General features: G+C 60.4%; 15 protein-coding genes. 12 read left to right on the forward strand and 3 right to left on the reverse strand.

Annotated features, from left to right (window positions below):
* Nucleotides 1–18 precede the first annotated feature (18 nt).
* Nucleotides 19–1,080, reverse strand: coding sequence for a phage shock protein operon transcriptional activator (gene pspF, locus GAL01_RS06475; protein WP_062029239.1), 1,062 nt, complete (start codon nt 1,078–1,080; stop codon nt 19–21).
* Nucleotides 1,081–1,206: 126 nt separating this feature from the next.
* On the opposite strand from pspF, the gene pspA reads away from it, so the two are divergent.
* The 8 genes from pspA (at nt 1,207) to radA (ending at nt 8,238) form a co-directional block, all read left to right on the forward strand.
* The gene (gene pspA, locus GAL01_RS06480) at nt 1,207–1,890 is read left to right on the forward strand and encodes a phage shock protein PspA (RefSeq protein ID WP_062029242.1); all 684 of its coding nucleotides are present in this window, start codon (nt 1,207–1,209) and stop codon (nt 1,888–1,890) included.
* Between the two features lie 27 nt (nt 1,891–1,917).
* Nucleotides 1,918–2,157 carry an envelope stress response membrane protein PspB gene (gene pspB, locus GAL01_RS06485; protein WP_062029244.1) on the forward strand — a complete coding sequence of 80 codons (240 nt, stop codon included), beginning with the start codon at nt 1,918–1,920 and terminating at the stop codon, nt 2,155–2,157.
* The gene (locus GAL01_RS06490; protein WP_062029246.1) at nt 2,154–3,449 is read left to right on the forward strand and encodes a hypothetical protein; all 1,296 of its coding nucleotides are present in this window, start codon (nt 2,154–2,156) and stop codon (nt 3,447–3,449) included. The genes pspB and GAL01_RS06490 overlap by 4 nt, the downstream gene beginning before the upstream one ends.
* A 2-nt stretch (nt 3,450–3,451) precedes the next feature.
* Nucleotides 3,452–4,801, forward strand: a complete 1,350-nt coding sequence (locus GAL01_RS06495) for a GIN domain-containing protein (protein WP_062029248.1) — start codon at nt 3,452–3,454, stop codon at nt 4,799–4,801.
* A gap of 51 nt (nt 4,802–4,852) precedes the next feature.
* Nucleotides 4,853–5,638, forward strand: coding sequence for an MlaE family ABC transporter permease (locus tag GAL01_RS06500; RefSeq protein WP_062029251.1), 786 nt, complete (start codon nt 4,853–4,855; stop codon nt 5,636–5,638).
* Nucleotides 5,635–6,462 (forward strand): ABC transporter ATP-binding protein, encoded by an 828-nt coding sequence (locus tag GAL01_RS06505; RefSeq protein WP_062029253.1) that lies wholly within the window; start codon nt 5,635–5,637, stop codon nt 6,460–6,462. The genes GAL01_RS06500 and GAL01_RS06505 overlap by 4 nt, the downstream gene beginning before the upstream one ends.
* Nucleotides 6,459–6,665 carry a hypothetical protein gene (locus GAL01_RS06510; RefSeq protein ID WP_062029257.1) on the forward strand — a complete coding sequence of 69 codons (207 nt, stop codon included), beginning with the start codon at nt 6,459–6,461 and terminating at the stop codon, nt 6,663–6,665. Before GAL01_RS06505 ends, GAL01_RS06510 begins: the two co-directional genes overlap by 4 nt.
* A 172-nt stretch (nt 6,666–6,837) precedes the next feature.
* Complete coding sequence (gene radA, locus GAL01_RS06515; protein ID WP_099253144.1) at nt 6,838–8,238, forward strand: DNA repair protein RadA; 1,401 nt, start codon at nt 6,838–6,840, stop codon at nt 8,236–8,238.
* Between the two features lie 9 nt (nt 8,239–8,247).
* On the opposite strand, the gene GAL01_RS06520 is transcribed toward radA, so the two are convergent.
* Both GAL01_RS06520 and GAL01_RS06525 read right to left on the reverse strand, forming a co-directional pair.
* Nucleotides 8,248–9,918 (reverse strand): alginate export family protein, encoded by a 1,671-nt coding sequence (locus tag GAL01_RS06520; protein WP_062026970.1) that lies wholly within the window; start codon nt 9,916–9,918, stop codon nt 8,248–8,250.
* A 99-nt stretch (nt 9,919–10,017) separates the two neighbouring features.
* Entirely contained in the window at nt 10,018–10,605 is a 588-nt protein-coding gene (locus GAL01_RS06525; RefSeq protein WP_099253146.1) for an IMPACT family protein, read from the reverse strand.
* Between the two features lie 80 nt (nt 10,606–10,685).
* Between GAL01_RS06525 and GAL01_RS06530 the strand changes: the two genes are divergently transcribed.
* The 4 genes from GAL01_RS06530 to GAL01_RS06545 all read left to right on the forward strand — a co-directional run bounded on the left by GAL01_RS06530 (nt 10,686) and on the right by GAL01_RS06545 (nt 18,350).
* Nucleotides 10,686–13,274 carry an MMPL family transporter gene (locus tag GAL01_RS06530; protein WP_062027204.1) on the forward strand — a complete coding sequence of 863 codons (2,589 nt, stop codon included), beginning with the start codon at nt 10,686–10,688 and terminating at the stop codon, nt 13,272–13,274.
* Between the two features lie 104 nt (nt 13,275–13,378).
* Entirely contained in the window at nt 13,379–13,921 is a 543-nt protein-coding gene (locus GAL01_RS06535; protein ID WP_174694454.1) for a VOC family protein, read from the forward strand.
* Between the two features lie 5 nt (nt 13,922–13,926).
* The gene (locus tag GAL01_RS06540; RefSeq protein ID WP_373317667.1) at nt 13,927–14,442 is read left to right on the forward strand and encodes a cupin domain-containing protein; all 516 of its coding nucleotides are present in this window, start codon (nt 13,927–13,929) and stop codon (nt 14,440–14,442) included.
* 701 nt (nt 14,443–15,143) lie between these two features.
* Complete coding sequence (locus GAL01_RS06545) at nt 15,144–18,350, forward strand: TonB-dependent receptor domain-containing protein (protein ID WP_231865201.1); 3,207 nt, start codon at nt 15,144–15,146, stop codon at nt 18,348–18,350.
* The last annotated feature ends 264 nt before the right edge of the window (nt 18,351–18,614 follow it).

Here is an 18,614-nt window from a genome sequence, read left to right on the forward strand (position 1 = left end):
GGTTTCATGGACACGCCCTCACTCCTTCACGCCAAGCGCCTTCCGCGCCTCCTTGTCGGCCAGACCATGCAGCCGCAGATGATGGCGGAACTGGTAGTAGGTCAGACCAAGCAGCTCGGCCGCGCGCCGCTGGCTGAACTGCGCCTCGCGCAAAGCAGCCTCCAGCAGACTGCGCTCATGCATTCTGACATCCGCCCCGAAATCGCGCGGGAATGTCAGCGTATCTCCCCCAGCCGGAGCAGCCGGGGACGCCGCCGTCACCATGCGCTGAACCTGCGCGTCCTTCCAGTCCGGCACGACGAACGGGTCCAGCACGATCTCGTCCAGCGCCTTTTCCGGCCGGTCCATCCTGTAAACGCTGCGTTCCACCACATTGCGCAACTCGCGGACGTTGCCGGGCCAGTCATAGGCCTGCAACCGCTCCAGCGCCCGCTCCGTGAACCCCGCGAACACCTTCCGCCCCAGCTCCGCGCTCATACGGGTGGCGAAATGCCCGGCCAGAAGGGAAATATCCTCCGGGCGCGCCCGCAGCGGCGGAATGTTCACAACATCAAAGGCCAGCCGGTCCAGCAGATCCGCCCGGAACCGCCCCTCCCGCGCCATGGCGGGCAGATCCGCATTGGTCGCCCCGATCAGCCGCACATCCACCCGGATGGTCTCGCTGCCACCCACACGCTCGAAGCTGCCGTATTCAATCACCCGCAGCAGTTTTTCCTGCACGGCCTGAGACGCGGTGCCGATCTCATCCAGAAACATCGTGCCCCCGTCCGCCCGCTCAAAGCGCGACAGACGCCGCTTCTGCGCGCCGGTGAAGGCCCCCGCTTCATGGCCGAACAGTTCGCTGTCCAGAAGCGCCTCGGGCAGGGCCGCGCAGTTGAGCTTCACCAGCGGCCGGTCCCACCGGTCCGACAGCAGGGCCAGACGCGCCGCCACCAGTTCCTTGCCGGTCCCGCGCTCTCCAATCACCAGAACCGGACGCCGCAGGGGCGCCAGACGGGAGACCTGATCCAGCATCCCCAGAAATGCCGGAGCCCGCCCGATCGGGGTCGGCACCTCGTCCATATCGGTGCTTCTCGCCATTTTATGGTCTCTCACGCCCCCGTTCAGGTCTTCAGTTCATAACACCCTCAAAACAGCACCGCTGACAAGGCTCGCTGACAAGGACAGGCATTCTGTCCTAAGTCTTCACCAAGGAAGGAAAGCATCATGGGTATTTTCTCTCGCCTCGCCGATATCGTGAACTCCAATCTGAATGCGATTCTCGCCAATGCCGAGGACCCGCAGAAAATGATCCGCCTGGTCATTCAGGAAATGGAAGACACGCTGGTCGAGGTCCGCAGTCAGGCCGTCCGCACGATCGCCGAGCGCAAGCAGCTCGAACGCCGCGTGCGCACCATGATGCACGAAGAAGACGAATGGCACCGCAAGGCCAGCCTGGCCATCGAACGTGACCGCGACGATCTCGCCCGCGCAGCCCTCGCCGCCCGCCACAGCGTGGAACAGTCGCGCGAGGCGCTGGAACAGCAGATCGTCCAGATCTCGGACGGGCTGGACCAGCAGAACGACGACATCTCCAAGCTTCAGGCCAAGATCGCCGATGCCAAATCCCGCGAAAAGGCGCTCTCCATCCGCGCCCGCACCGCACAGGGCCGCCTGAAAACCCGCGAAAAACTCTACGACACCCGCATCGACGACACACTCAACCGTTTCGATCAGGTGGAACGCGCTCTTGATGAGCTCGAAGGCAAGGCGGAGGCGTATGATCTGGGTCGCCGCACCGGACACCCGACGCTTCAGGAAGAACTCGCGGCGCTGGAAACCGATGCCGTCGTGGAAAACGAGTTCGAAGCCCTCAAGCGCCGTGTGGCCGAGAAGAAAAACGCAGGCTGAGAAAAGGCTGACCGAAAGGCCCAAGGCATGAATTCGTCCATCTTCCCCTTCCTTGTTCCAATCACGGCCATTATCTGCTGGTCCGTCGTCAGCATGGCCAAACACGCCAACGGTGCGACGAAAGGCGCGGCCCAGCAGGACCCCATGCTTCAGGCCGCCCTGACACAGGCCGAAGCCCATGCTACGCGTCTGGAAGAAAGGATCGACCAGCTCGAACGCATCCTCGACGAGGATATCCCGGGCTGGAGAGCAAGGAACGCACGATGACACGCCGCCCCGTCCTCTTTTCCGGCCGCCGCCCGGCGCTTCTGGCCCTGCTGGCGGGTACCGTCCTGCTGTCGCCCGCAGCCCACGCCGCCCGGATGACCCTGTCCGGAGAGGATCTGGACCTGTCGATCCCCTGCACTGGACAGGTCAGGGTCGTGGTCGATCCCAACATGAAGGACGGGGCAACGCTTGATTCGAGCAGCCTCGCACAGGTCTCCATGCATACCGGCAAGGAAGAAGCGCAAAGCCGCATCTCCATCGCCACGAAGTCCTGCGCCCCCAGCGGAAAGCTGACAATCAGCATCTCCCCCAGCACCGGCCTGACAATCCACGACAGCCACGACACGCATTTCGTCATCGCCGGCAAGCTCGCCTCCCTGGACGCCAGCCTCGATTCCGCCACCATAGACATCGAAAACACCCAGTCCCTCGACCTGGACATGCAGGGCGCCTCCAGTGTCCACATCCACTCCCTCGAACGTGCAGCCCAGATCGTGGCCTCCGGCACTTCGACGCTGACGGCTGACACGGCGCAGCTCGCAGCGCTTTCGGTGCAGTTGACGCAGAATGCAGGCATGACGCTCTCGGGGGGCAGCATCGACGCCCTGACGCTGATTACGGCCGATCAGGCCAGCGCCACCATTCTGGCTCACGCCACGGTGGCGACGGTCGCGGCCAACGGAACGGGCGACGTCAATATTGAAGCGGTCACGGGCCCGATGGTCCGTTCGGGCAAAGGCACTGTCCGTGTCGGTGCGGAGAACGGCGTGATCTATCGCCCCACACCGGCGCCGCCTGCTGCCGTGACGGCACCTCCTTCCCCAGTAGCCCCCCAGCCGTCCCTTCCGGTCCAGATGCCGCCCGCCAGCGCGGCCACGACTGCTCCGGCACCTGGGGCTTCGGCTGTTCCAGCGCCTGTTGTGCAATCGCCTGTGGCTCAGACACCTCAGGCTCAGACACCTCAGACTCCGGCCGTTCAGGCCCCTGCTGCGTCATCCGCAGTTCCGGCTCCGGCGCCCACCGCACCGTCCTCCGCGCCTGAAAGCCCCGTCACCCCGCAGACACCAAGCGTCACGGCCCCCTCAAAAGACGCCGCGTCGAATTCCCAGCAGACGGCGCAAGCGCCTGCGCTCCCTCCCGTCACAAGCGCGCCCGCCCAGTCCGTTCCACAGGCAAAGCTTCCCACCCCCACAACCGTTCCCGCGCCTACAGCGGCGGCACCCGGAACGGGAACCGCCGCTGCGCCTTCGACGACCGGAAAGAGCGCTCAGAACGGCGCACAGGGAGAATAGGGATGCGCCATCATCTCCACGCGCGCCTGGCCCTGGTTGCGCTTCTGAGCTGCGGGGCCGCCCCCGTACCGCCAGCGCCTCCTCCGGCACCTCCCTCACCTCCAGCTCCCCCCTCCTACGACGCTTCCTCGACGAGCAGTCCCGGCACGCTCGTGATCCCGGCGACATGTCTTGAAACCCTCTCCATAGTGAGCGGTCCGGACGCGCATATCGTTTCCGGCAGCGGCAGTCTGAAGAAACACGGGGAGCGCCTGACCTTCACGACTACCCCACAGGACTGCGCGGCTCAGGACAGTGCGGTCGTCATGATCCCGGCCCGGACCAGTCTCGACATCCAGTCCTCCCATGGCCACACGACGCTCTATCGCATCACTGGCGTCAACGGTGACGTCACGGCGGAAAACGGACACGGCGATCTCGACATTGATCAGGCCAGCGGCCTGAACCTGACGATGACAGGCCCCGGAAACGTCTCGGTCGGACGGGTGACAGGACGGCTGACCGTGCAAAGCCTGTCCAGCGGCGACCTGCGTATCGACGACCTCGCAACCTCAAGCGCCAGCATCACGGCCATGTCTTCGGGCGATATCCGGGTCGGACGGGGGAGCGCGGATGTTCTGACGGTCCGGGATTATGGCTCGGCCGATATTGCGCTGAACGCCACGGCCCGTGATGCGGATCTGACCCTTCTCGGCAGTGGCGACATCACGCTTCAGAAGGTGAGCGAAACGCTGAAGAAGCGCCCTATCGGCTCAGGAACGCTCTCCGTGCAGGAGACAGCCGGTGCGCGGATCACGACTGTGACCACGCCGGACGGTTCCGCCATCCTGTCCGATGCGACGCGCAAGGTTCTGGACCGTCTCGATATCCATCTGGACGTACCAGAGGTCAATTTCGGCACCACGCCCTCTGTCGCTCATCATTCCAGCGGTCATGGCGTGATTGGCCTGCTGCTGAAAATCTTTCTCGTTATCTGGGCCGTGCGCCTTTTCCGGCGCTATCGCCGGACGGGCGTTCTGCCGTTCCGGGACACGCTGGACAAGGCCGCCGCGGGATATGCAGAGGGCATACGGAGCTGGTCACGGCACCGCACGGCCTGGCAGGAAACGCCTGCCGCCAGCGCGACAGCAGTGGTCAGGGATGCCGTGCTCGGTTTCCGGCATCAGAAGCCCGAAGCAGCGGATGATTTCTCCCGCTCTGTCCCGCCGGGTCATCCGCTGGCCCGGCTTCAGGATCGACTGGCGCGCATGGACCGCAGGCTCGGCCTGCTCGAACGCTGCGTCACATCGCCCGATTTCAGTCTGGAGCGGCAGTTCCGGGATCTGGAACGGACCGACGGACGGCGCGCCTGAATGGAGGACGAAACTTTGACGTCCGGATGCAGGCAGGGTAGGGGCTGAAGGGTGAATGCCGTTCTTGACCCCATAGCGGCCCTTGGCCGCGCCGCTCTCGGCCTTATCAAGCAGGCAGGTGCTCTGGCCCTGTTCGCGCTGGAGGCTCTGTCGCATCTGGTGCGACCGCCCTTTTACTGGCGTATTTTCTTCTCCAGCCTGATCGAAACGGGGTTCTTCTCCCTGCCCGTCGTGGCCCTCACCGCCCTGTTCTCGGGGGCCGTGATCGCGCTTCAGTCCTATGTGGGCTTCGGACAGTATCATGTGCAGAGCGCGATTGCCGGGATCGTCGTCCTCGCCGTGACCCGCGAGCTTGGCCCGGTTCTGGCAGGACTGATGGTGGCTGGACGCGTCGGGGCGGCCATGTCGGCCCAGATCGGCACCATGCGCGTGACCGACCAGATCGACGCGCTCACCACGCTGTCCACTGATCCGATGAAATATCTCGTGACGCCACGCCTTCTGGCTGGGACGCTCGCGCTACCCTGTCTTGTGCTGGTGGCGGATATTCTGGGCGTGATGGGCGGTTTCACGGTTTCAGTCGCCAAGCTCGGCTTCTCGCCCTCGACATACATCACCGCCACGCTGGACTCGCTCAAGACGATGGATGTGGTCGTGGGCCTCGTCAAAGCGGCGGTGTTCGGATTTCTGATCGCGCTTCTGGGCTGCTACAACGGCTATAACAGCCGGGGTGGCGCAGAGGGCGTGGGCTCGGCTACGACAGCCGCCGTCGTCGGCGCGTCCATCCTGCTGCTGCTGTTCGATTATCTCCTGACGGATCTGTTCTTCTCACAATGAGCACTCCCCCCGTAAGCACTTCCCCGGGCGCTCCCTTGGGCACTCCGAAGATCCGTATCCGGGGCCTGCACAAGGCTTTCGGCTCCAAGATCGTGCTCGATGGCGTGGACCTCGATGTCGAAGCCGGGACCTCCATGGTCATCATTGGCGGGTCCGGCTCCGGCAAGTCTGTCCTGCTGCGCTGCATTCTCGGCCTGATCGAACCCGATGCCGGGACGATCGAGATCGACGGTGAAAACCTGCTGACGGCTTCGCGCTCCCGGCAGGACGCCCTGCGCCGGCAGATCGGGATGCTGTTCCAGAACGCTGCCCTGTTCGACAGCATGAGCGTCGGCGAGAACGTGGCTTTCGGCATCCGCGCCAAACATTCCGACCGCAACGGCGCCACACCGTCCCGCGCGCAGGCCCTGCAAATGGCCGGGGACCTGCTCAAACAGGTCGGGCTGGACCCGTCCGTCGGCGATCTGAGCCCATCCGAACTTTCAGGCGGCATGCAAAAGCGTGTTGGTCTGGCGCGCGCGATCGCAGGCAATCCCAACATCATGTTCTTCGACGAACCCACGACCGGGCTGGACCCGATCATGGGCGCCGTCATTGACGGGCTGATCGTGGACTGCGTGCAGAAGCTCGGTTCCACCGCCATTGCCATCACCCATGACATGGCCTCGGCCCAGCGGATCGGGAACCGTGCGGCCATGCTTTATCGCGGACAGCTGATCTGGCAGGGGGACGCCTCCGAGCTCATGAATTCCGGCAATGCCATGGTCGATCAGTTCACCCATGGCCGACGCGAAGGCCCCATCACCATGGAGCTGCGCAAATGAGCCTTCTGCCCCGTTTCCCGAAAACCGATCCTATCGTCTGGAAGCGCATCGGGCTGAGCTATCTAATCGCCCTGCCACTCCTGTTCATCATGTTCCGCCATCAGCCGGCCCATCCGAACATGGTGCTTCAGCTTCTCGGTTTTCTACTGATTATCGTGGTCTCGCGGCTTCTGGCGCGTCTGATTCTGCGGACGCGGGAGTAGGGATTCCGGGCTCTGCCCGGGCCCGGCAGGGATCTTGATCCCTGCACCCTGATTCTAAAGGTTTCCAAAGGTCGCGACCTTTGGTGGGGTCCGGGGCAAAGCCCCGGCTGGATCAACGGCCAAGCACTTCCTATATACTGGGTTTGTTCCCCTCAAATCGAAGAGACCAGCCTTGGCCAAAAAGCCGACCACCCGTTACGTCTGCCAGAACTGTGGCGCCACCTATCCGAAATGGAACGGGAAGTGCGAAGCCTGCGGCGAATGGAACACGCTGGTTGAGGAAACTCCCGAACCGACGGCCCGCAAGACCGGCAAACTGAGCTCAGGGCGTTTACAGACCGTCCGGCTGGATGGCGAAACACGCCCGCCCCCGCGCATCACGACCAGCATTGCCGAGCTGGACCGCGTTCTGGGTGGGGGCTTGGTCCCGGCGTCCGTCGTGCTGGTCGGCGGTGATCCGGGCATTGGCAAATCCACGCTCATGCTCCAGACCACCTGCGCGCTGGCGCGGTCGGGGCATCGCGTTCTGTATGTGTCGGGCGAAGAATCGGTGGACCAGATCCGCATCCGCGCCCAGCGACTGGGTCTGGACCGTGACCCCAAAATGCTGGACTCGCTGGATCTTGCGGCCTCCATCAATGTCGGGGAAATCGTGGGCTCGCTGGAGCAGGACCGGGCGCATACGGTCGTGGTCATCGATTCCATCCAGACGATGTGGCTGGAAAGCGTGGAAAGCTCGCCGGGGTCCGTCTCACAGGTGCGGGCGAGTGCGTTTGAACTGATCCGGCTGGCCAAGACGCTCGGTTTTGCGCTGATCCTGATCGGGCATGTCACGAAGGAAGGCTCCCTCGCCGGGCCGCGCGTTCTGGAACACATGGTCGATGCGGTCATGTATTTCGAAGGTGACCGTGGACATCAGTTCCGCATCCTGCGTGCAGCCAAGAACCGCTTTGGCGCGACCGATGAGATCGGCGTTTTCGCCATGACCGATATCGGGCTGACCGAAGTGCCTAATCCCTCCGCCCTGTTTCTGGCGGAGCGGCGCGGCAATATCGCGGGCTCGGCCGTTTTTGCCGGACTGGAGGGGACACGCCCGGTCCTGCTGGAAATTCAGGCGCTGCTGTCTCCCAAGGCCGGAGATGGTGCGCCGCGCCGCGCGGTCGTGGGCTGGGACACATCGCGGCTGAATATGCTGCTGGCGGTGCTGGATTCGCGCTGTGGCCTCAAGCTTGCGAATATGGACGTCTATCTGAACATCGCAGGCGGCCTGCGGGTGAACGAGCCAGCCGCCGATATGGCGGTGGCCGCGGCCCTTGTATCCGCCGCTACGGGCCATCCGACATCACCCAATGCCGCCTATTTCGGGGAAGTCGGGCTTTCGGGCGAAATCCGGCAGGTCAGTCAGGCGGATCTGCGCCTCAAGGAAGTCGCCAAGCTGGGATTTGGCGAGGCCATCCTGCCCCGGCGCGTCTCGGCAGCCTCTGCGCGGGTCAAGCCGCCCGCAGGCCTGAAACTGCGCGAAATCGGACATCTGACGGATCTGGTCGGGCTGTTTTCCGACAAGGACGAATAACAGAAGCCCTCAGAAGCGGAAGACGACATTGGACTGGGCGTAGCTTCCGCTTTTGCCGCCTGCCGTATGCAGTCCATTCGAGGCCATGAACCGCGCGCCATAGATCTGCCAGGTCAGGTGCCGGTTGAGCTGGAGCTTGAGGGACGCCTGCGGCACCACGCCGATATAGCCGCCGTGATAGGTCTTCGAGAATGTGTATGGGCCGGAGGAGTTCCAGATCGCGCCATCCGCGTTCTCCCTCCACATGAACGGCACCTTGAACTGGATGCTCGCAAAGCCTTTCCACGGAGTGACGCTCAGGACCGGCGAGAGGCTGACGAGGTTGGACGGCTGGATATAGGTCGTGGTGTCCAGATAGTTCGTCTGCGGGTTGAAGGGCGCCATATAAGTCCGGACCGGGCCGTCCGCACCGTTCGCGCCACCGGAATACAGATCCGCCTGAACGCCGATGAACGGGTGCAGCGGCGAAGGCGTATGCCGGTATCCCACGATTGTATTGACCGAATAAGCCTGCACGTCGCTCTTTTTCGCGCTGCCGGATTTCTGGAACGTCCCGTCCTGATAGAGGCCGCCGAACGAATATTCGAAGGACGCAGCGGTGCCGTACCAGCGGAAACCGACATTCCCGCGTGAAGACGTGCCTTTCAGGGCACCGGATACAAGCGGGACGACCGACAGGCTGCCGCCATAGCGGTATCCATAATAGAAAATATCCAGAAACGAATGGACCGTCTCGCCGCCGATCGAGAACTGCGGCACGAGAGCCGTGATGTCCCCGCCATAAAGGCGCGTGTTGTAATCTTCCGTATCGTGGAACATCAGGGTCGCGTCGGTTTTGGTCTGGACGAAATCGAACGCATCCACGCGGATATTGGGCCAGATCGCATAGATCCGTCCGCCGTTCCACGATAGCGGGACGTTGGGCGTTTCGCGGTTGTACAGGACGTAAGACGGTGCATCGAGGAACTGCTGACGGCCAAACATGAAGCCGGTCTGCGCACCCGCAAGCTTGCCCTTGAACTCGATGAAGGCCTGCTGAAGGTCCAGCCGCTTGCGATAGGTCGTGTTGTAGCCGAAGCCTTTCCAGCCCCCGGCATCTGCATTGATGAGCTGCCCAAACAGCCGGACGTGTTCGCCCAAATGCAGGTCCGCGCCATAGAGGTTCCGCACGCCGAAACGGCCGGAATTGCTGCCGCCCTTCTTTCCCAGAAAGGGCGTCTCCTCGTACCAGTTGCGCAGGCGCGTTTCGCCCGAGAACGAGAGCCAGATGGTTTTCGCATCGTTCAGGGCGATGAATTTGAGCGGATCAAACAGATCATCACGGCGCTTTTTATCGCGCAGGAAGCTCCAGTCTTCCGCCCAGGGGGCCACACCGTAACGACCGACCGGCCCAAAGCCTGCTGACTCGCCGTTGCCATAACTGAATGCTCCCCACGGACCCTGCCGTCCCTGCGGCGCATGGTTCTGGCTGGCCACGACACGACGCGGTTGTCCCACGACACCGGCATGGGGATAGTTCTGGATGGGGGGACGTTCCGTGGAGGAAACGTGGATCCATTCTGCCGAATTTGCAGTCGGGACAGTGGATGGATCGGCTGCTGCTGCCAGTCTGGAGGTGCAGATTCCAAGCGCCATCATAGCCAGAAGGGACCGGTTCCGATATGAATGATGACGTGACATGCCCTGAGAACTCCAGACGGGGTTCGCAGAACATTATGCAGACCTGAAAAAACATCAATCCTGATGGTTTTAAATAAAATGTACCATTTTGTTTAGTTTTTAATCTTGTCGGGTAATGTCCATCTGTCCCCGCGTCAGATCCCGCAGCCAGTCCGTGATGGCATCCGCTTCTTCCACTGGTACGGCCAGCGTCATCCAGGCGCCTGCGGCATCGAAGTCGCATTCGGTCCGGCTCGCACGCCAGCTTTCGATCTTGGACTCCACCATCGCATAGCTGGAAAACGGGCAGTGAAAGCGTAAAGGCACGGTTTCGATCCGCTCGATCCGCTCCGCCTCGCGTAGACAGGCCGAAGCCGCGCCGCCATAAGCCCGCACGAGCCCCCCGGCCCCAAGCTGTACGCCACCATACCAGCGCGTGACGACGATCATGACATTGTCGAAATCCTGCCCTTCAATGGCGGACAGGATCGGTCGCCCGGCCGTGCCGCCGGGTTCGCCGTCATCGCTGCACCGGAAACGCTGACCGGTTTTGAAGGCCCAGCAGTTATGGGTTGCGTCCAGCACGGCGACGTCGCGGAAGAAGGTCATGGCGGCGGCTTCGTCTTCCACAGGGGCAGCGGAAGCCCGGAAAACACTGTTGCGAATCACACTTTCATAGGTCGCGGGGCCGGGAAGAGTCCATGTCATGGCTTTCCTTCTGCATTAGGATCGCCGAAATGTCAGGATGGGGTAGGGAAACGCTGCCCGTTCTGTTAAGGGTAGCCCCCATGTTTTCGGATCTGACCGGTCGGCTGAATGCCGTCTGCGCGCGTCGTGCGCCCCTTGTTCTGGCGCTGTTCGCACTGCTCTGTGCCGCCAGCGTTGCCCTGAGTGTCACACGCATCAGTGTGACCACTGACACGAGCAAAATGTTTGCCAACAGTCTGCCGTGGAAAAAGCGGAGCATGGAGCTGACGCGCCTGTTCCCTCAGGACAGCAACCAGCTCGTCGCCATCCTCGACAGCCGCATCCCCGAACAGGGGCGCCTGGCCGCACGGCAGCTTGCGGCCACGCTTTCGCAGGACCATACGCATTTCAAGACGGTCAGCCTTCCCGGCGATAACCCTTTCTATAACAGTCATGGCTTCCTGTTCCTCGACACGAAGGATCTGGAGCCGCTGCTGGATTCGATCGTCTCCGCCCAGCCCTTCCTCGGCACGCTCGCCGCCGATCCGTCTGCACGCGGCCTGTTCGGCGCGCTGGGCCTGATCGGTGAGGGCATCAAGGCCGGTCAGGGCATCCCCAGCGGCTTCAACGGCGCTCTGGACGGCTTCGCAACCTCCCTGACACAGGCTGCGGACGGTCATCCGCAGGACATGTCCTGGCAGAATCTTCTGATCGGCAAGCTGGCGGAACTGGGCTCACGCTACGAGTTCGTCGTCACGCAGCCCAAGCTGGATTACAGCTCCTTCCAGCCCGGCGAAGGTGCCACGACCGCCATGCGTCAGGCGATCAACAATCTTGAATTCGTGAAGACGAAGCAGGCCACTGGCATCATCACGGGCGAGGTGAAGCTGTCGGATGAGGAGTTCTCCACTGTCGCACATGGCATGGTGCTGGGGCTCATCATTTCACTGGTTCTGGTCGCGGTGTGGCTGATCCTTGCAGTCCACTCCCCGCGCGTCATTCTTCCGATCCTGCTGACCCTCATCAGCGGCCTGCTGCTGACGACCGGCTTTGCCGCTCTGGCGGTGGGGGAGCTGAATCTGATCTCGGTAGCCTTCGCCATCCTGTTCGTCGGCATCGCGGTCGATTTCGCCATCCAGTACACCGTGCGTCTGCGCGGGCAGCGGAACGCGGACGGATCATATCCTTCCCTGCATGATGCCATCGTCCTGACGGGTCAGGAGAGCGGCGCGCAGATCCTTGTCGCAGCCCTCGCCACGGCGGCAGGCTTCCTCGCTTTCTATCCCACGAGCTTCATTGGCGTGGCGCAGCTCGGGCTGATCGCGGGCTTCGGCATGCTGATCGCCTTTTTCTGCACCATGACGCTTCTGCCGGCCCTGCTGTCCGTCTTTCGTGCGAAGCTGGGCAGCGGAGAGCCGGGCTTTACGTTCATGGCGCCCGCCGATGCGTTCCTGCGGCACAAGCGCCGCAAGGTCGTCGGCATTTTCGCCCTTCTGGGGATCGTGGGGCTGGCCCTCATGCCGCTCCTGAAATTCGACGCCGATCCGCTGCACACCAAAGACCCCAACACCGAGGGCATGCGGGCGCTGCATCTGCTGGAAGCCAATCCGCTCACGACGCCTTATAGCGCGCAGGTCCTGACCCCGAACCTGACGGACGCGGCAAAGCAGGCTGCGGAATTCTCGAAACTCCCCAGCGTGCATGATGTGCTGTGGCTCGGCGCGCTGGTCCCCGATGACCAGAAAACCAAGCTGGCCATGATCGAGGACACCGCCTCCATCCTCCTGCCGACCATCACGGTGGCAAGCCCTGAACCCGCGCCTGACGCCGCCGCCATCCGCGCCGCCGCCATCGCTGCCGTGCAGAAGCTGGACGCCGTAAAGGAGCAGCTTCCCGCACCGCTGGAGAAAATCCGTCAGGCGCTGCACACGCTGTCCACAGCTCCGGACAACACACTGCTTCAGGCCAGCACCGCCCTGACGCGGTTCCTGCCGGACGAGCTTTCGATGCTGCGGATGGCGCTTCAGCCCACGCCCGTCACGATGGAGAACATTCCGCAGGATGTGTGCCAGGATTACGTCCTTCCGGATGGCCGTGCACGGCTGACGATCCATCCCAAGGGCCAGATGTCCGAAACGCCGGTGCTGCACCGCTTCGTCAGCGAACTGCGTTCGGTCAATCCGGATGTCGCCGGCCCCGCGATGGAAATCACGGAAAGCGCCAATACGATCGTCCATGCCTTCAAAGTGGCGGCCATCTGCGCGCTGATCATGATCGCCATCATCCTGCTGGTCGTACTGCGGCGTCTGCTGGATGCAGCACTTGTCATGGCGCCGCTGCTGATGTCGGCGCTCCTGACCGTCATCCTGATCGTCACGGTGCCGGAGACGCTGAACTACGCCAACATCATCGCCCTGCCGCTGCTTCTGGGTGTGGGTGTGTCGTTCAACATCTATTTCGTCATGAACTGGCGTGAAGGCGTGAAGGGCCCGCTGACGTCTCCGACGGCGCGCGCGGTGCTGTTCTCCGCCCTGACAACCGCCACGGCCTTTGGCTCGCTCGCCCGCTCGGGCCATCCGGGGACCGCAAGCATGGGGCGGCTGCTTCTGATGTCGCTTGGCTGCACGCTGCTCTGCACGATGGTGTTCGTCCCGGCCCTGCTGCCCAAACGCCCCACCGACGAGGCCTGAACACAGGCCCCCTTTGCTGACACGGTTTGCCGTAATGTGACGGACATTCTGGCAACCGTGCGTTTCCTCAGGGGTTGAGATCTTCTGCAACGGAGGATCTTCCCTTGACCACAGAACATTCAGGTCTGCCGCGTGGCATCGACCATGTTGGCGTCACCGTCCCGGACATCAACGCCGCCATCCGCTTTCTTGAAGAAGCGTTCGGCGCAGTTGCCCTCTACCGGAACGTCACCCGCACCGCGCCGCAGCAAGGCCCGGAGACGGAAAAAATCCTTGGTCTGCCGCAGGGCACCGTCGTCATTGAAATGTGCATGATGGCGCTCGGCCAGGGCCCGGGCATCGAACTGTTCGAAATGAAAGGCCCCGACCAGCACGAGGCCGCGCGCCCGTGCGACTGGGGTCTTCAGCATTTCGCGGTCTATGTCGATGACATCCACGCCGCCTGCCACCGTTTTCGCGAAGCGGGCGGCACGCTCCTGACCGAACCACAGGGCCAGCCCTCGCTCGAAGCAGCGCCGGGAAACATGTTCTGCTACGGCCGCACGCCCTGGGGCATGATCGTGGAACTGGTTTGCACGCCGCATCAGGAACGCTTCAACGACATCGCTCCCATGAACCGTTATCAGCCACCCCCGCTTGAAGGATGAGACGCATGACACGACTTCTTTCCCTTGCTGCGGCACTCCTGTCGGTAACAGCCTTCGGTGCCGCACACGCCGCTGATCCCACCCCGCCAACAGCCTGGTACTGGCACAACTGGACGGATCATGACGGCATCAGTCACATGACCCGCTGCCCGTTTCACAACTACAACCTGAAAACCATGTCCAAACCCGCCGGGCCGCAATGGCAGGATCATGTGCATGAAGGCAACGCACAGATCATTTCCACCGTGCAGCCCGCACACTGGGACGGAAGCTGGCATCCTGATCCCAAAGTCCAGTGGATCATCCCGCTGAAGGGCTCCTGGTACGTAACGGCCATGGATGGAAAAAAGGTCGTCATGGGCCCGGGCGACGTCTCCCTCGGCGAAGACCAGATGAGCCGCAAGGACGCAAAAGGGCATATCGGCCATTTCGCAGGCAATATCGGCGACGGCCCCGTCACTTTGATGGTTATCCAGACGGACGAACAGCCGACCACGGATCAACCCTGCCGTTTTCATTAAGGTTCAGCAATGGCTTCCCCCTCTGACGTCAGGAGGGGAAACCACCCTTAAAGAAAAGATCAGGCACATATACAGTAACAACTTTTATGTTTCGTTATTAACACCAGAAAAATGCCTCCCGAATCGTTTTCCCTTTGTTTTTCATGGGATAAAGGCAACGAAAATTTTCAATATAAACTATTTTAAATCGCTACTAAGTTACTTTTCAGATTTTGCGATAAATTACCAACGGCTTTCAGGGATCAAAAAAGAATTTGAGAGATACATGCGGATTTTTTTGCAGTACCAAAAAACAAAATACAGATTTATGAAATATTTTTAATTTAATGATTATTAAAAATTTTGCCATGCAAATTCAGAAACATAATAATATTTCTTTGTTTATTTAATTATTCCCGGTTTTTATTTTTGTTTTTTGTATTTATATTTACTTTATTCTTTTTGAATTTATTTGAAACAAAACTTTGAAATTCAAGAATGTGACATAAGCGCAACGCCTTTCATGACATGTGTCAAGTATGTTGCATTTTCGTAGCAGAAGCATTGCACACCGTTTCGATTTTCGATGAACATGTCGCCAGAGATACAAAAATTTCATGCGACCTTATCAAGAAGGGACAACGGCCGCGATGACCACCTCTGTGCTACATTCATTGAAAAAGCGCACTCCTGCGCCCCGGACAGTCGTCCGGATGTTCCTGATGGCCGGCATTTCCTACAGTGTCCTGCCTTGCGTGAACGCTCATGCCCAGAGCACCACGACCGCACCCGCAAAGCACGTTTCCGCTCACAAGAGCGCAGCCAAGAAAAAGGCTCCGGTAAAAGCTGCCACGACAGCCAGAACTGCACCCATCGCAGCTCCGGCAGCCATTGCCGCAGCCCCGGTTGCAACCGCGACGGCGACGGCTCCCGCAGCCCAGTCGAACAGCAAGGTGCTGCAGCAGGGAACGGAAGCTGCAAACACAGCTGAAGTTGTCACGGTCACCGGTACACGCCTGTCCCAGACACGCCTGACAAATGTCATGGCTGGAACAACACTCAGCGCAGACCAGATCAAGAAGCGTGGTTACACCGATATCGGTATCGCGCTGATGCGTGAAAATCCCGCTTTCGGTGTCGGCGACAACACACCGATCGGTAGCCAGGGCAGCTTCGGTGCAGGTCAGTCCTTCACCTCCCTGCTCAATCTCGGCAGTGACCGAACCCTGACGCTGGTCGACGGTATGCGCATGGTGGGCGGGTCAACGGCATCCCTTTACGGTGCGGGATCAGGGTCGCAGGTTGATATCAGTGCCATTCCGACCTCAATCCTGAAAGGTGTGGAAACCAAGCTGGGTGGCGCAGGCGCAGCCTATGGCGCGGACGCTGTGGCTGGTGTGGTCAACTACCAACTTGACGATCACTTCACTGGCGTAGACTTCAATGCCCAGGGTAACTGGAGCCAGAAGCTCGATGCCCCCGGTGAAAAAATCACCTTCAAAGTTGGTCACGACTTTGATCACGGCAAAGGCGGCATGGTATTCGATGTTGAATACCGAAATAACGGCGGTATGGTCGACAATGACCGGCCTTATCTGACCGGTCGCAACGCCACCACATATGTTCGTCAGCCGATTGGCGGAACAGGAAAGTATACTTATAATCTTGCACAGGGTGCGCGTAACGTCATCGCATCTGTCACTGGCGTTCCGCAGTTGACTGCTGGAGATCCGCCGATCTACGGTGGTCAGATACTGAGCGGCATCTCCAATGCTGCCGGTCAGCCCCTGATGTTCAGTGGCAATGGCCAGTCCCTCGTCCCGATGACGTGGAACTATGCGACCAAAAGCCCAACTACGGTCGTGGGTGGCAACGGAACGGCACTTCAGGATTATAGCCAGCTTTACACCCCCACCAACAAGCTGAACCTGACGCTGCTCGGTCATTACGACATCACCGACCATATCCATGCAACATGGCAGGGTTGGTACGCTCGCGGCACTGCATCCAGCACCGTTGGGCAAGGCACCTGGAATACTCCGCTCTTTGCCTCAGACCCTCTGACACTGTCCAATTACCACAACAATGCTGAAGTGAACGGCGCTTATGCGCTGAGCACCAACAATCCGTATCTCTCTTCTTCTGCACGCAGCACGATCGTGAATGCCCTGTCCGCAGCTGGATTGCCGACTGACACGTTCTACATGTCGCGCCTGAATCAGGATCTGGATGCGGGCATGTATCAGACAACGATGCAGATGTATCGCTTCCAAGGGGGGCTGAACGGTGACTTCGATGCCGTCGGTCGTCACTTCAACTGGAAAGTTCGCGGGGAATACAGCCGCTATCTGAACGATACATGGCAGCCTTCCATCGTCACACAAAACCTCGTCAACGCGCTTAATGCCACGACGGACGCCAGCGGCAATATCGTCTGCGCCCCCGGCTACACCAGCGCCCCCATCAAGACCCGCAGCTCCACCTGCGCACCGTTCAACCCGTTCGGTACCGGTCAGTCCACACCTGCAGCACGGAATTACATCCTGGCTGATGCCCACCAGAAGAATGCCAACGCACAACGCGACATTCAGGCTGAAATTTCCAGCACGGTCATGCGCCTTCCCGCTGGCGATATCCGCTGGGATATCGGTTACGAACATCGACGCGAAGGTTATCGCTTCAATCCAGGCGCTTTCTCCCGCGGATGGGAACAGTCTGACGGTTCATATCTGCAGTATGGCAACTCAACCTCGCTGCCGCCCACAGGCGGCTCCTACCACACGCATGAAGTCTTCGGGGAACTTGAAGTTCCGCTGGTCTCACCCAGCATGCATGTGCCTGGCATCTATAACCTGTCCGCTTCAGCAAACGGTCGTTACATCAATAACAGCATGACCGGTGGCTATTGGACTTATATGTTTGGTGGTGCTTGGTGGCCGACACAAGACTTCGGCCTGAGCGGTAACTATTCCCGTTCGGTCCGTAACCCGTCCGTCACCGAACTGTTCGCCCCCAAGAGCACAGATTACGAGGATGGTATCGACCCCTGCTCGTCGGCTGGTGTCGATGCTGGTCCGAATCCCGCTGTGCGTGCCGCCAACTGCGCCAAAGCCGGGATCAAGCAGCCGTTCGAGTCAAACTTCAACAACTTCACTGTTCAGGGCACCGCAGGTGGCAATAACAAGCTGAAGAACGAAGTTTCCACCAGCTATACCGGAAACCTTGAATTCCACCCGCACTTTATTCGCGGCCTCGATTTTATGGGCTCCTTCGTAGACGTAAAGATCAACAACGCGATCACATATCTTGGTGCTCAAGATATCATGGACGGTTGCTACGACTCGACGTCCTACGGGCCAAGCAATACCTACTGCGCCGCTTTTACACGTGGAGCAGATGGCCAGCTCCAGAACTACCAGGCTGGTTATTATAATATTGCCAACTACGAGACACAGGCTCTGCAAGCTCATCTCGAATATAACAGCCCACTGTCGCGCTTTGGTCTGCCATCATCTTCGGGTGAGGTCGGCCTGACAGGCACCTATGTCCACTATCTCAAGAGCCAGCAGAGCTATCTGGGCAACACCTATCTGCTCAGCGGTACGACAGCAGCACCCAACGACAACTTCACGCTGAATGCGAACTATATCCGTGGTCCGTTCAGCCTGCAGTGGCAGACCCTCTGGTATGGCCCTTCGCACTACGCAGTGCAGGTGCCGGCCACCCAATACTTTGCCAACAAACGTCCGTCCTTTGCCATGTTCAACCTGACGCTTGGCTACGATATCACCAAGAACTTCAGCGCCAGCTTCATGGTGAACAACATCACCAATGCGCTGCCAAAGTATCCCGGTACGGTCAGCCTGAATCGCTACTACGACGCGATCATCGGCCGTTCGTTCCAGATGAACCTCGGCGTTCATTTTTGATCTTCCAATCAGGCAGAACACTGAAAGAGAGGGGCTTCGGCCCCTCTCTTTTTGTCTGAAGTCCAGCATTCACGCGCAAAAAAACGGGGGGGATTTTGATCCGCCCCGCTTCGGTTTTCAGTGAAACAGAACCTTTAGGGATCTGCCCCTCTTTTCGTTTTGATAGGCCTTTCCTGCTTGCTTCGCTATTGATGTTCAAATCCCTGGCAATCAATATGCCTCATCCAAAAATAAAAACCCGTAGGTACCGCATCCAATTAATTG

Source organism: Gluconobacter albidus (assembly GCF_002723915.1).
Classification (GTDB): domain Bacteria; phylum Pseudomonadota; class Alphaproteobacteria; order Acetobacterales; family Acetobacteraceae; genus Gluconobacter; species Gluconobacter albidus.